This is a genomic window from Candidatus Vagococcus giribetii, assembly GCF_017316185.1.
GTDB lineage: Bacteria > Bacillota > Bacilli > Lactobacillales > Vagococcaceae > Vagococcus > Vagococcus giribetii.
In genome coordinates, this window is sequence record NZ_JAFLVX010000009.1 from 1 (window position 1) to 15,214 (window position 15,214).

Here is a 15,214-nt window from a genome sequence, read left to right on the forward strand (position 1 = left end):
ACTTTTATATCATACCAAGTCGCCAACCATTTGTCAACAACTTTTTAAAAGTTTTTGTTATTTATTTTTCTCTAAAACTTATCAAAACCCTTATTACACATAGATATGTTATATGTCTCTTTCGTGTTTCAGTGTTTTTTAATATGTCGTAGCGACATGTACTAATATATCAATTATCCAATGTTTCGTCAAGCTTTTCTTTTAAAATTTTTTTCACCAACTTTATCTTAATTATATCTATTTTCGTTCGGTAAAAAAGCTATTTTAGCTTTTTAGATTCGTTTTATTTAATCATTAACTGGATTTAACTGTTATTAAATAATAATACGTTGGTTTTATAACTAAAAACAAACAAAAAAAGGAGAAAAATTTCTCCTTTTCTTTATCTCATTGTTGGAAATAATAGAATATCTCTGATTGATTGAGAGTTAGTTAATAGCATAACCAGACGATCAATACCGATACCTAGTCCACCTGTCGGAGGCATTCCGTACTCAAGAGCTTCAATAAAGTCTTCATCGATTCCTTGTGCTTCGTCATTTCCTAAGTCTTTTTCTTTCATTTGCGCTTCAAAACGTTCACGTTGATCAATTGGATCATTTAATTCAGTAAACGCATTTCCATATTCTTTCCCTACTATAAATACTTCAAATCGATCTGTGAATCTTCCATCTTCAGCATTTTTCTTCGCTAATGGCGAAATAGATGTTGGATGACCATAAATGAATGTTGGTTGAATTAAGGTTTCTTCTACATATTTTTCAAAGAACTCGTTAACCACATGTCCATAATCCATATGTTCACCTAATTCAATACCGTGTTCTTTAGCAATAGCACGAGCTTCTTCATCTGTCATCTCTTGCCAGAAATCAACACCCGATTCTTCTTTAATCGCATCAACCATATGAATTCTCTTCCATGGTCCTTCTAGATTCACTTGGTATTCACCATACTCAATTTGTAATTTACCTAATACAGTTTGAGCTGTATGAGTGATAATACCTTCTGTTAAGTCCATGATATCTTTGTAATCTGTATAAGCTGTATAAACTTCTAACATAGTAAATTCTGGGTTATGTGTTGTATCGATACCTTCGTTACGGAAAACACGACCAATTTCGTAAACTTTTTCCATTCCACCAACGATTAATCGTTTTAAGTGTAACTCTAAAGCAATACGTAAGTATAACTCCATGTCTAAAGCATTGTGATGCGTAATAAACGGACGAGCTGCTGCTCCACCAGCAATATTATGTAGAGTTGGTGTTTCTACTTCTAAGTAACCATGTGTATTTAAGTAATTACGAACTTCACGAATGATTTCACTTCGTTTAACAAATGTGTCAAAACTGTCTCTGTTACTTACTAAGTCTAAATAACGTTGACGGTATTTTTGCTCAACATTAGTTAAACCATGGTATTTGTCTGGTAACGGACGTAGGGCTTTTGTTAAGAAAGTTAAGCTAGTTGGCTTAATCGTTACTTCACCCATATCTGTTTTCATGACTTCACCTGTTACCCCAATAAAGTCACCTAAGTCTGCTTGTTTGAATAAGTCGTATTCTTCTTCTCCTACAGCATCTTTTCTTACGTAAATTTGGATTTGTCCTTCGCGGTCTTGTAAATGAGCAAAGCCTACTTTACCTTTTCCACGTTTAGTCATCATACGACCAGCAACAGTTGCTACTGCTCCTAATTCTGATAACTCTTCTTTTGTATGTTTGTCATATGTCTCATGTAGTTCTTTAGAGTTAGTGGTACGTTCAAAACGTGAACCAAAAGGATCAAGCCCCTTTTCACGCAATTCCGCCATTTTTTCTCTACGTACGATTAATTGGTCATTCATCTCTTCATGACCTTGAATTTCTTTTGTCACGTTACTTCCTCCTATACTTTTTTGACAATCTGTTCCCTACTATAATGCCATACTAAAACAAAAAAAGGCAAGTCAATTTGCCTTTTCTCTTACATTTATTAACTTGCTATTCCTTTTGCCTCTAAATTGGCTAGATACTCATCAAAAATAGCGATAATTTCGCTTTCTGTTTGAGCTTTATTAATTGCCAGACGCGCCTTTGTTGCTCGAGGTGCTCCTTTTAGGTAATAAGCTGCATGTTGACGAAACTCTAAACAAGCAATTTTTTCTCCTTTTAGTTTAACTAATCGAGATAAATGAAGCTTAGCTGTTTGAATTTTCGCTGTAGGTTGCGGCTCTTCTAATAATTCGCCTGTTTCTAGGTAGTGCTTAGTGCGATAAATCATCCACGGATTTCCTAAAGCGGCACGACCAATCATCACGCCATCACACCCTACGTAATCAAGCATGCGTTTAGCATCTTCTGGTGTTCGCACGTCTCCATTCCCCATAAAAGGAATACTCAAGTGTTTTTTAACTTCTTTTAAGACGTCCCAATTGGCTTTTCCTTCATACATTTGGACACGGGTTCTACCGTGCATGGCAACGGCTCCTGCCCCGGCACTTTCTGCTGCTTTGGCATTTTCCACAGCATACACATGCTCTTCATCCCAACCAATACGCATTTTAACTGTTACCGGAATCTTAACGGCACTTGATACGGCATCAACCATTTCATAAACCTTATTTGGATCAAGTAACCATCTAGCTCCTGCTTCAGCTTTAATGATTTTACTAACGGGACACCCCATATTGATATCAATAATGTCGGCTGTTGTGTTTTCTTCAACAAATTTAGCCGCCTCAACTAAGGTTTCTTTGTTCCCACCAAATATCTGTAAACTTAGTGGGTGTTCTGCTTCTTCTATATGTAGCATGTCTAGCGTTTTTTTGTTACGTTGTTGAATGCCTTTATCACTAATCATCTCACAGACAACTAGTCCTGCACCAAATTCTTTGACTGTTAGTCTAAACGCAGAGTTGCTAATACCCGCCATAGGAGCTACAACCACTCGATTATCTATTTCTACATTACCTATTTTCCACACAGGGGAAATCCTCCTTACTTAACGGCTTCATCTCTTAATTCTCTTAACTCATCTGCATTATATTGATACTTTTCACCACAGAAATGACAAACAGCCTCTGCACCTTCGTCTTCTTCAATCATTTGACTTAATTCTGCTTCACCTAACGTCACAATTGCTGCTGCAAATCGTTCTTTAGAGCAATCACAAGCAAATTGAACTGGCATTGTCTCAAGAATTTCTACATTTTCTTCACCTAATAAACGTTGTAATATTTTCTCAGGTGTTTCTCCTGCATCTAATAGATTAGATACTTGAGGAATATCTGCTAGTCGTTTTTCAATTTCAGCTAATGTGTCTTCACTAGCTCCTGGCATCACTTGAATCATAAATCCACCAGCAGCTTTGACACAATCATCTGCTTGGTTATCTACTAACACACTTAACCCTACTGCAGAAGGTACTTGCTCTGAAGTTGCTAAATAGTAAGTAAAGTCTTCTGCAATTTCACCTGATACAATCGGTACTTGACCTGTTACAGCTTCTTTCAATCCTAAGTCCTTCACAACGCTAAACGTTCCATTCGTTCCCACAGCACCACGAACATCAATCTTCCCTAGAGCGTTAGGCGCTAGATTAACTTCTGGATTTTGCACGTAACCTTTTACATTTCCTTTACTATCGGCATCTACAATAATCGCACCAATTGGTCCATCGGCTTGAATTTTTACGGTTAATTTTTCTTCGTTTTTATGCATAGCGCCTAGTAGTAATGAACCTGTTAACGTTCTCCCTAAAGCAGCCGTTGCGGCACGCCATGTGTCGTGTCTTTCTTGGGCTACTTTAACTGTTTCAGTTGTTCTAACAGCCATTCCACGAATTTCTCCATTAAAGGCTAATGCTTTTACTAAGTAATCTTTCATGTTGTCCCATCCTTTATCTTCTTCATTTTTACAATAGAAAAGTGGGGTACACTTTCGTATATCCCACTTATCATAACTTATTTAGTTAAAACCTCAAAACGATTTTACTCGTCTTCTGGCACCATAACTTCCCCGTCTGCAAGACCTTCGTGATTAGCAGATTTCTCTTCTTGTTGCTTTTCAGCGTCTTTTCTTTCTAGCGCTTCTTTAGCTTCTTCAAAAGAACCTTCTTTTTCACTTGGGAACTCATCTTTTTCATCTTTAGATGGCATGACACCATCTTCGAATAAAGAAGTGATTTCTTTAGCATTCAATGTTTCATGCTCTAATAATGATTCAGCAATTAATTTATGTTGGTCACGATGTGATTCAATAATCTCAACTGCTTTATCATGAGCACTCTTCAAGATATTGCGAACTTCTTCGTCAATTTGGTAAGCCACTTGTTCTGAGTAAGCTTTTGTTTGACCGTAATCACGACCAACAAAGACTTGGTGGTTTCCTTCATATTGAACAGGACCTAAAGCGTCACTCATTCCGTATTCAGTTACCATTGAACGAGCTAAGCTTGTCGCTTGTTCAAAGTCATTACTTGCTCCAGTTGATTGAACATCAAAGACGATTTCTTCTGCAACACGTCCACCTAAAAGACCTACAATACGTTCAAACATTTCGTTTTTAGTAATTAAGAATTGGTCTTCTTTTGGTAGAGAAATCATGTAACCACCAGCGCGTCCACGAGGAACGATGGTTACTTTATGAACGATGTTTGCATCATCTAATACTAAACCACAGATAGTATGTCCCGCTTCATGATAAGCAACTAACTCACGTTGACGTTTACTAATCACGCGATCCTTCTTAGCTGGACCTGCGATTACACGGTCTTGTGCTTCGTCAATATCACTTGCATCGATTTTTTTCTTGTTACGACGAGCAGCTACTAAAGCAGCTTCGTTTAACACGTTTTCTAAATCAGCACCAGCAAATCCTGGTGTTTGTTGTGCGACTACTTTTAAATCCACATCTTCCGCTAAAGGTTTGTTACGTGAGTGAACTTTTAAGATTTGCTCACGACCCTTAACGTCAGGTGTTCCTACTAAGATTTGACGGTCAAAACGTCCTGGACGAAGTAAAGCAGGGTCAAGTACATCTGAACGGTTAGTTGCAGCAATAACGATAACACCTTCATTACCACCAAATCCGTCCATCTCAACTAGTAATTGGTTAAGTGTTTGTTCACGCTCATCGTGTCCTCCACCCATACCAGCACCACGTTGACGACCAACTGCATCAATCTCATCAATAAAGATAATAGCAGGAGCAGCTTTTTTCGCATTTTCAAATAAATCACGAACACGACTAGCACCAACACCGACAAACATTTCAACAAAGTCAGAACCCGAGATTGAGAAGAATGGTACGCCTGCTTCTCCGGCTACAGCTTTTGCTAATAATGTTTTACCTGTTCCTGGAGGTCCCTCTAAAAGAACACCAGCAGGAATTCTGGCACCTAACTCTGCAAATCGTCGTGGGTCTTTTAAGAACTCCACAACTTCTACTAGTTCTTGTTTTTCTTCTTCAGCACCTGCTACGTCAGAGAAACGAACTGTAATGGCTTTTTTATCAGCTTCTTTTGTTTTGGTTTTACCAAAATTCATAACGCCACGGCCGCCACCGCCACCGCCTTGGCTACCTTGTCCCATAATCATGTAGAACAAGAACACCATAAAGATTAGCGGTAAGAAACTAAAGAGTAATTGAACCCAAATACCACTACTTGATTGCTCTTTAACAACCATTTTGGCATCGGCTTCTCTTGCTGCTTTACTAATATCACCCATCGTTGAGTCATTTGGTAACACAGTTGTTGAGAAGCGTTTTGACTTCACTTTTGTTTGACCAAAAACAGGTAAGCCACCTGAATCAGTTACTTTTTGTTCTTCTGCATATTCTCCAGTTATTTTATAAACTCCATTAGATGGTTGAACAGAGAATTCTTTGACTTGTTTTTCTGTTAATTGCTTGTAAAACGTCGAATAATTAATATTAGGTGACTGATCTCCACCTTGACCAAAGAAGAAATACACAATCATAATCATTGATAAGAAAACAATAATATAATAAAGTGAATTTTTCATCCCTGAATTCTTCTTATTATTCATACATGGCCTCCTTATATATTTAGTTAGTAGTAGTTATTAGTAAGTCTTTATTATATCACAAAGAAAGCGTAACACCCTTAATTATTTTCATAAATCTCAGGTTTTAAGACACCAATGTATGGCATGTTACGATAGTCTTCAGCATAATCTAAACCATAACCAACAACAAACTCATTTGGTACTTCAAATCCAATATAATCTGCGTCCATTTCAACCACACGGCCTTCTGGTTTATCTAACATTGTAACGATTTTTACTGAAGCTGCTTTTCTATGTTTCAATAAATCCACTAAATATTTTAATGTACGACCACTATCAATAATATCTTCAACAAGTAAAATATGACGGCCTTCAACTACTGTACTTAAATCTTTTAAGATACGAACTTCTCCTGAAGACACAGTGGCATTACCATAACTAGATACATCCATGAAGTCCATTTCCATGTGAATGTTCATTGAACGAACTAAATCCGCTAAAAATGGTACAGCACCTTTTAAGATTCCGACAACTAATGGGTTTTTATCCTCATAGTCTTTGCTAATCACTGCACCTAACGCTTGTACGCGCTCTTGAATTTGTTCTTCTGAATAAAATGTTTTTTCAATATCTCTTTCTAACATCTGGTTCTCCTTCCAAGCTACTCGTCTTTTAGGTAAAGATAGACAAGCTTATAATGTATTTTATCAGTTTCATCTCGAATACTCAAATAACTTTCTCTAAAAGGGACTAACCATTTTACTGTCCCTAAACTATCTTCAATAACCCAGCTCATTTGTCTTTTTTCACGTGGAATTTTCTCGTCAATAAAATAACGAGAAATCTTTTTGTGCTGCCCTTTGTCATTTAGAACGATTCGATCACCTGGTTGAGGCCTTCTAATAAGAAGTTGCTCTTTTTGTCCTACCACAAAGTCATAATCTAATCGCTTAAATTGAGATAATTCTTCAGGCAACACCACTTGATCTGCTTCAAACAAGCCAAACCATTCACTAGAAGAAACTCTCACACCTTCATTGGCCTTTAACACATGACTAGAGTTTTTAACAGTCTGTGATTTTTCTTGTCTCAAACTTGCCTCATGGTAACTTCTTGTAAAGAACCAATCTCCTTTTAACGGAAAGCTCACATTCGGTTGCTCACTAACTAAAGCTTTTTGAATCAATTCTTGTTGTTTTTTACCAATAACTAAACCATATACCTCATGAAGCTCTTCAACTAAATGAGTTAAGATAAAATGTTGTTCTGCCTCTGAGTACGTTTCAAATAAACTTTGCCGAATAATCACTCCACGCGATGAAAGATGGATACTTTCTTCATATAAAGGAGTCACTCTAGCAACTACAATCTTTTGAGCTGCTTGAAGTTCTTCTCTTAATGAAAGAAGCTGCTCATTTAACTGAGGGTTTTCTTGTCTAAGTTGCGGTAAGTAGACATGACGCATTCTATTACGAGCATAAGATGTCTCTTGATTGCTCTCATCTTCAAAAAAAAGAAGCTCATGACGTTTAGCGTATTCATACAAGTCTGACTTTTTATAAGGAAGTAGAGGACGAATCAACTGACCCAAAGAAAAGTCACGAGTTTCTGACATGCCGATTAAACCTTTTAGACGACTCCCTCCCACTAGGCGCATCATCATAGTTTCAATTTGATCGTCTTCGTGATGAGCTGTCAGCAAACAACGAATCCCTTCTTGCTCCATCACCTCTGAAAAGAATCCATACCGAACATCTCTTGCTGCTTGTTCCATATTGGTTGTCACCATCGCTCCGTCTTTCCACACTTTATTAAAGAAAGGTACTTGCCTTTTTTGACAAACCGAAGCAACAAACTGACTTTCTTCTGTTGACGACTCTCGTAATTGGTGATCAACGTGGGCTACAATTATCTGAGGTTTCAGACTTATAGGTAGGTGGTGCAACAGATGAAACAACACAGTAGAATCCACACCTGCAGATACGGCTACTAATACCTTTTCCCCTGGTTGCCACCACTTATTGATAGCCACACTTTGTTGAAATCTTGTTTCTAACACTTCTTATCACCTCTTTTTTTAAGAAAGAAAAAGGCTGACACAAATTGGTCAGCCTTTTTGAAAAGAGCACATACTCTTTTGATTTATTAACTACGACGACCTCCACGGCCTCCACGTTTACCTTCAGTATTTCGTTTGATTGAACTTAATCTTTCATCACTATCTTTTAGGAATGAGCTCATTAAGTTATCAAATCCTTCTTTTTTAGGTGCAGGTGCAGCAGGCTTACGGTTGTAGTTTCCGCCACCAGATCTCTCTGGACGATCTGAACGATTGTAATTATTATTTGGTCGTTTGCTAAAGTCTTTCTTAGGTGCACGTTCTCTTACTGGACGTTCTTCCTCATTGGCACGTTTGATTGATAAACCAATCTTACCGTCATCACCAATACTCATGACTTTCACTTCTACTTCATCGCCGACTTTTAATACATCGTTAATGTCTTTCACAAAACTATTTGATACTTCACTAATATGGACCAACCCTGTTTTACCTGCTCCTAAATCAACGAACGCACCAAAATTGGTAATTCCTGAAACTTTACCAGGTAGTTTTACCCCTACTTCAATTGACATAAAAAATTATTTCCTCCTTGAACCTTCCAAAGTATTTATTGTTATTTGTTACCACTGATTTGAGTCGAGCTATTATTTAAATCCGGGATACTATAAACTTGTTCTCCCTCTTTTGAATAAAAATATTTAGCACGAGCAATTTTTTCCACATATTCTGTGTCATTTAACAGATCTACTTCACGCTTTAAATCTTTTTCATTTTTAGCGACTTGTTTTTGCTCTGTTTCTGCTTCTTTTCGACTTTCTTGTAATGCAACTAAACGTTGGCTATTTCTAAAAAGGTTAATACCTATTAATGAAAACACCACAAGTGCTGCAGCAAACATAATCCCTAGTCGACGTCTTCTAAAAATGATCTTTTTCTGATCTTTTTGCATCGATTTCATGGTTAGACTTGCTTGTTGTTCTTTATCATATGTCAACAATTTACGGTCTTTTTTCATTCTCTTTAGAATCTCCATTCTCTCCAATTACAGATATGTTCATTATACCAAGTCATTAACGCAATGTCTAATACTAATCCAAACTTTCATAGCTTGTTTCTCTTGTTTCACTGATTACTTCATACAAATCTTTTGCTTCATCTTTTTTAGTTGTGTCTTTTAAGTCCAAAACACGAACTTCTAATGTTTTATTTCCAAATAATATTTTTAGCGTATCTCCGATTTTTACATTAGTAGAAGATTTTGCCAATTGACCGTTTACTTGAATTCGGCCTTTATCAGCAATCTCTTTTGCCACAGTTCTTCGTTTAATAATTCGTGATACTTTTAAAAATTTATCTAATCGCATACAATCACCTCGAGATTTTCTTCATTTTTTTAACAACTTTTTTACCAAATGGTAGCATGTACCACTCTGCTTCTGTAAATAACTGACTCTTAATTAAACCGATAATATAAACACTACCACCTAAACAAACGCCTAGTAAACTTAGCAGTAAGTCCGCTCCTCTTTCAAATGTTTGCCACTGCACTATCTCTAATATCCCGCGATAAACAAGTAAGACCGCAATCATGCCAGCTAAGTTAAGACTTAGCTTGATTCGATATTCATGACTACTTTTATGCCCTGGTATTGCCTTAACAAGATACCACTTTAACACAGCTAGACAGACAAACAAACCGAATAAGGTACTGAGACTAGCTCCCACTGTTCCGTAATAAAAAGTTAGTAAAGGCGTCCACACAATTTTAGTAAACAAACCTGCTATTGCTCCTAACACTTGATACCTGACAATATTTTGACTTTGATAAATAGTTTGATAGGTTTGGATCATGGATACAAAGTAAATCGATAAAACAAACAAACTTAAGGTCAACTCTGCTTGATTATCACTAAAAAGAGTCACATTGATATAAGGCAAGACTAGAGCTAAACCAACTGAAGCAGCTAAGGCAATCACTCGAGCTACTTTTATATAAGAAAATACCATATCCTCATAAGCTCGTTTGTCTTTATTCATAAAGTGCTTCGTTAATGGTGGTAAAAAGGCCGCCGTCATACTGACAGCCACAACTAAGCCCAGCTGTACAAGAGGTTGTCCTCTATCAAATACACCTTTGGCTATTTTAGCAGACAAGTCATCCATGCCACCATAAACCAAAAATTGTTTTACTGAAAAAGCATCTACTAATTGAAAAACAATCAAGTAGGCACTAAAAAAACAAAGCGTGCCACCTTCTTTTAATAACTTTTTCGTGAACTGTCTTAACTCTTTTGAATCTTGCTTCCTTAGACGGACTGAAAAAGAACGCCTTCTACCGTAATACCATAGAATGACTAAAGCGAATAAACCACCCACAATAGCTCCTGACATGGCGACATTCCCCACATCATAAACAGTCCAATCAAGAATTGTAAACAAGTACCCTGCCCCTAAAATCACCAGTACACGACTACCTTGCTCAACTAATTGAGAGATAGCTGTGGGTTTCATCTCCAACTGACCTTGAAAAAAACCACGATAAGTCGATAGAAACGGCACTAGTAAAAAGACAAACGACACCACCTGTATCAGAGGCGACAAACTCACATCCCCCATTAGTCTAGCGATTGGTGTGGCTAGAGCATACAAACTACCAAACAACAGAAGAGACAAACCACTGACAACGGTGAAAAAGGCATTTAACGTCTTTTCTTGTTCTTTTTGACTAGAGCATGCAGCTAATAGCTTAGATAGATATACGGGTAATCCTGTTAGAGCTAAGGTCATACCAATCCCGTATATCGGATAAATTTGTTGGTACACATAAAAACCCTCGTCTCCAACTAAATTCTGATAAGGCACACGGTAAACAGCACTTAGCACTTTCACCACAAAGGAGGTCAGAGTTAAAATCACTGTTCCTTGTAGCATGTTTTTTTCTAAGGTTTTATCTGACACACTCTCACCTCATCTAAGCCTATTTTTTAGCTACCTTTACGTATTTTTGCTCACGTAACGCTTCAATAAATTGTGCAACTTCTTGTAACCAAACGACCTCTGACATTTGTTTTGTCAATTTCAGTTGAACGGTTAAGGTATCCTCTGAACTAAGCTCCGCTTTCAGGGTTGTCTTAGACAAGGCTTTGAAAATTTGCTCAATCGTATACGCATTAGTACCTGCTTTTGACAATACAACATCAATGACTAACTGGCGTTTTTGAATTTTTTCGACTAAAGCAAAATCACTATTCATTTTAATCAGACCCACTGTTAGTAAATTAGCCACTTCATCAGGATACTCACCAAAACGGTCTAACAAGTCTGCTTCTAGCTCATCAAACATCTCTTGGCTTTCCAATTGACGAATACGCTTGTAGATCTCGATTTTTTGACGTTCGTCTTCAATATAAGTTGTTGGAATATAAGCATCAATTCCCAAATCAATTTCAGTAATGGTTTTGGTATCTTGATTGTCTTTTCCTTGCTTACGGTTGACAGCCTCTGTCAGCATTTGTGTGTACATATCAAAACCAACAGAATCAATAAAGCCGTGTTGTTGCGCTCCTAACAGATTTCCTGCTCCACGAATCGACAAATCGCGCATAGCAATCTTAAATCCTGAGCCAAGTTCAGTAAAATCTTTAATAGCCTGCAGGCGCTTCTCACTCACTTCATTTAACACTTTTTGTGGTTCATACATGAAATAAGCATAAGCCACTCGGTTACTTCGACCCACTCGACCACGTAACTGATACAACTGAGACAAGCCCATGTAATCAGCATTTTCAACAAATAAAGTATTCACATTAGGAATATCCACACCTGTTTCAATGATTGTTGTGGTCACTAAGATATCGTAATCTCCATTAATAAATTCCATTAGCCTATTTTCCAATTGAACTTCTGTTAGCTGACCATGAGCATAACTGATTCTCGCATCAGGAACTAAAGCTCTTAACTCTTCCACCTTTTGCTCAATCGTATCTACTCGGTTATATAGATAAAAAATCTGACCACCACGGGCAATTTCTCTTTCACATGCCTCACGAATAGCTCCTGGATTTTTTTCCATCACATAAGTTTGCACAGGGTAGCGGTTGGCTGGTGGTGTTTCGATAACGGATAAATCACGCACGCCTAGCATAGACATATGTAGTGTTCTTGGAATCGGTGTCGCTGTTAAAGTTAAGACATCTACTTGAGATTTTAATTGTTTCAAGCGTTCTTTATGCTTCACACCAAACCGTTGTTCCTCATCGACAATCAACAGACCTAAATCAATAAATTCAATGTCTTTTGATAAAATACGGTGAGTTCCCACAACAATATCAATTTGCCCTTTTTTAATTTTTTCTGTTGTTTCTGTTTGTTGTTTTTTTGTTCTAAAACGACTTAACAACCCAACATTTACTGGGAAATTAGCAAATCTATCACGCATAGTTTCATAATGCTGTTGCGCCAAAATTGTTGTCGGTACTAAAAAGGCTACTTGCTTACCATCTCGTACAGCTTTAAAGGCTGCTCTAATAGCTACTTCTGTCTTACCATAACCAACGTCTCCAACTAACAAGCGGTCCATTGGACGTTCTTTTTCCATGTCTTGCTTGATTTCTTGAATACTACGCAACTGATCTTCCGTCTCTGAATAAGGGAAGTTTCCTTCAAATTCCATTTGATACTCATCATCTGGCCCAAAGGCATAGCCTTTTTCGGCTTCACGTTCTGCATATAGCTTAATCAAGTCATCTGCAATGTCTTCTACTTTAGCTGACACTTTATTTTTCGTTTTGACCCACTCAGAGCCACCCAACTTATTCACACGTGGGGTTTTGGATTCTGAGGCAACGTATTTTTGAATCATATCAAGCTGAGTTACTGGAATAAAGAGTTTGTCGTTATTCTTATACAGAATGGTCATGTAATCTTGATGGACCCCTCCACTAAGTAAGGTTTCCATGCCGATGTATTTACCAATACCGTGATTAGCATGAACCACGTAATCCCCTGGTTTTAGCTCATTATAACTTTTTAAACGCTCCGCATTTGAAATAGTTTGCTTACGCGCTCTCTTTTTCCCTTGGGTATGTAGAATCTCTTTTTCAACAAGAACTACTAACTTTTCATCAGGCAACTCAAATCCTGAAGCTAAACTACCTGTCTGAATTTGAATGGTTTTTGCTAGTAGCTTGGAGCTGTTGTTAATGACTGAATTGATTTCAAAATCAAGTAACAAAGCTTCCACTTTTTCAGTTCGCTCTTCATTTTCTGCTAAAACCACAACAGTTTGTTTTTGCTTGTGCCAACGATCCATCTCTGTTTTAAGTAATGGCATTTGCCCGAAGAATTGTTGCATTGGACGGTACTCAAAGGGGTGAATACTCTTGAACCTTAAATTCCCCATTCCTTTTTGGAAAAGAGAAAAATAGGTTTTACTCTGTTTAGCTTGTTTTAAGATGCTTCTAAAATCGCCACCTAATGTGTGATCCTCGAAAAAGACGCCCTCTTCTAATTTAAGGGTAATCCATTCTCCTTCTTCGCGTAACAACTCACGCTCACTTTCAAGTTGGCGACTGTAATCATCAACAACAATCACATCTGTCTCTGACAAGTAATCTGTTAAATAGGTCTTTTCAGGGTACAATAAATCCCCATATAGTTTGACTTCCTCAGTCGGGTGTCCTTCAGACCACTCACTGATGATTTGCTCAAAGTAAGCCTCTATACGGCCACGCTCTTCACTAGGAGCCATCTCTGACACTTTATCTGCTACTAATTCTTTTAAGACTTCACTAGCTTGATGGAGAGCTTCTTTCGTTACAGGTGTGTCCATCGCTGGTGGAATAACAATATGATCGATTTCACCAATAGAGCGTTGCGTGTCTGCATCAAACAAACGCAGAGATTCGATTTCATCATCAAATAAATCTAGTCGCACTGGGTAGTCACTTGTTAATGGATAAATATCCACAATACTTCCCCGAATACTAAACTCACCAGGTTTCCCAATCATTTGTTCTTTCTCGTAGCCTAATAGAACTAGCCTTTCAGCTAACGTTCCTAAATCAAGAGTCCCATCTTTTTCAAAGATCAAACTCTGCTCTTTCCAGACACTTGGACTTGGTAAAAAGCGACGGAGACCTGCTAAAGAAGTCACTAAAATCCCTGTGTCATCACTGGCTAAAAAGCTTAAAGCATTAATTCTGTCTGCTAAAGCTTCAGGGGAAGAAAAGGACATTTCAACGGCCGTCACTTCATCTACTGGAAAATAAAACAAATACTTTTCTTCTATTATATGTTGTAAGTCATCCATTAACTTACTAGCGTAGTACAAATTAGGAGTGACAATCAGAATTTTCTTTTGTTTTTCCAGTAAACTAGCAATAGCTAGCGTCTTAGCTGAACCAGACAGTCCAGTAATCAAATGAGAAGAGTCTGTTGTTAACTCTTTTTGCCATTCTTTTACTTTGACACTTTGGCCAAAACGACTGACAAGTGCTTTGTTTAAATACATGATGTCTCTCCTATCTTATTTTTTTGTGTTAAATTGATTCATGGTATTCACAAAATCGTGACCACTTGCCCAGTAAAGAGAAGCTTCTGCTGCTTGTCTCACTGAAGCTAACATGTCTTCATGGGTATTTTTTGGAAAAGTGCTTAACACATAAGACACTACTTCCTTACCATTTTGAGGGCGATCAATCCCCACTTTGATTCGGTTAAATTCATTGGTCCCTAAATGAGCAATCAAACTCTTAATCCCGTTATGACCACCCGCACTCCCCTTTTGTCTTAGACGAATACGACCAATCGGTAAATCCAAATCATCGTAAATAACTAAAACATCTTCATCAGAAACATTGTAATAATCCATCAAAGGACCTACAGAACGACCTGATTCATTCATAAAGGTTTGAGGCTTCACTAACAGGATTTTTTCTCCATTTAAGAAAAATTCTGCTGTATCTGCTTCAAATTGTGTTTTATTGAATTCTATTTTTTCTTGAAAGGCAATCTCATCTAAAGCGATAAAACCAATATTGTGTTTTGTTCCTCGGTATTTACTTCCTGGATTGCCAAGTCCAACGATTAATTTCATGAGCTATCTCCTTTTACAGGCGTCTTCTTAGTGACGCAGAAAATAC

At 37.5% G+C, this 15,214-nt stretch carries 12 protein-coding genes; all 12 read right to left on the reverse strand.

All coding sequences use genetic code 11. The features are described 5' to 3' along the window. Positions 1-382 precede the first annotated feature (382 nt). Positions 383-1,846, reverse strand: a complete 1,464-nt coding sequence (gene lysS / locus DOK76_RS02730) for a lysine--tRNA ligase (protein WP_242542182.1) — start codon at positions 1,844-1,846, stop codon at positions 383-385. A gap of 128 nt (positions 1,847-1,974) precedes the next feature. Continuing rightward, entirely contained in the window at positions 1,975-2,973 is a 999-nt protein-coding gene (gene dusB, locus DOK76_RS02735) for a tRNA dihydrouridine synthase DusB (protein ID WP_206964965.1), read from the reverse strand. Positions 2,974-2,978: 5 nt separating this feature from the next. Then, on the reverse strand, positions 2,979-3,866 hold the full coding sequence (gene hslO, locus DOK76_RS02740; protein WP_206964813.1) for an Hsp33 family molecular chaperone HslO: 888 nt from the start codon (positions 3,864-3,866) through the stop codon (positions 2,979-2,981). Between the two features lie 104 nt (positions 3,867-3,970). Further along, complete coding sequence (gene ftsH / locus DOK76_RS02745; RefSeq protein WP_206964815.1) at positions 3,971-6,031, reverse strand: ATP-dependent zinc metalloprotease FtsH; 2,061 nt, start codon at positions 6,029-6,031, stop codon at positions 3,971-3,973. Between the two features lie 77 nt (positions 6,032-6,108). Next, the gene (hpt, locus tag DOK76_RS02750) at positions 6,109-6,654 is read right to left on the reverse strand and encodes a hypoxanthine phosphoribosyltransferase (protein WP_206964817.1); all 546 of its coding nucleotides are present in this window, start codon (positions 6,652-6,654) and stop codon (positions 6,109-6,111) included. Between the two features lie 17 nt (positions 6,655-6,671). Then, positions 6,672-8,069, reverse strand: a complete 1,398-nt coding sequence (tilS, locus tag DOK76_RS13320) for a tRNA lysidine(34) synthetase TilS (protein ID WP_206964819.1) — start codon at positions 8,067-8,069, stop codon at positions 6,672-6,674. An 86-nt stretch (positions 8,070-8,155) separates the two neighbouring features. Then, positions 8,156-8,644, reverse strand: coding sequence for a S1 domain-containing RNA-binding protein (locus tag DOK76_RS02760; RefSeq protein WP_206964822.1), 489 nt, complete (start codon positions 8,642-8,644; stop codon positions 8,156-8,158). Between the two features lie 41 nt (positions 8,645-8,685). Continuing rightward, positions 8,686-9,087: an FtsB family cell division protein gene (locus tag DOK76_RS02765; protein WP_206964824.1), complete on the reverse strand. Its 402-nt coding sequence runs from the start codon at positions 9,085-9,087 to the stop codon at positions 8,686-8,688. Between the two features lie 73 nt (positions 9,088-9,160). Further along, positions 9,161-9,436: an RNA-binding S4 domain-containing protein gene (locus tag DOK76_RS02770; RefSeq protein WP_206964826.1), complete on the reverse strand. Its 276-nt coding sequence runs from the start codon at positions 9,434-9,436 to the stop codon at positions 9,161-9,163. Between the two features lie 4 nt (positions 9,437-9,440). After that, complete coding sequence (locus DOK76_RS02775; RefSeq protein ID WP_370590082.1) at positions 9,441-11,030, reverse strand: putative polysaccharide biosynthesis protein; 1,590 nt, start codon at positions 11,028-11,030, stop codon at positions 9,441-9,443. Between the two features lie 19 nt (positions 11,031-11,049). Then, positions 11,050-14,583 carry a transcription-repair coupling factor gene (gene mfd / locus DOK76_RS02780; protein WP_206964827.1) on the reverse strand — a complete coding sequence of 1,178 codons (3,534 nt, stop codon included), beginning with the start codon at positions 14,581-14,583 and terminating at the stop codon, positions 11,050-11,052. Positions 14,584-14,598: 15 nt separating this feature from the next. Beyond that, positions 14,599-15,168, reverse strand: a complete 570-nt coding sequence (gene pth / locus DOK76_RS02785; RefSeq protein ID WP_206964829.1) for an aminoacyl-tRNA hydrolase — start codon at positions 15,166-15,168, stop codon at positions 14,599-14,601. Between the last annotated feature and the right edge of the window lie 46 nt (positions 15,169-15,214).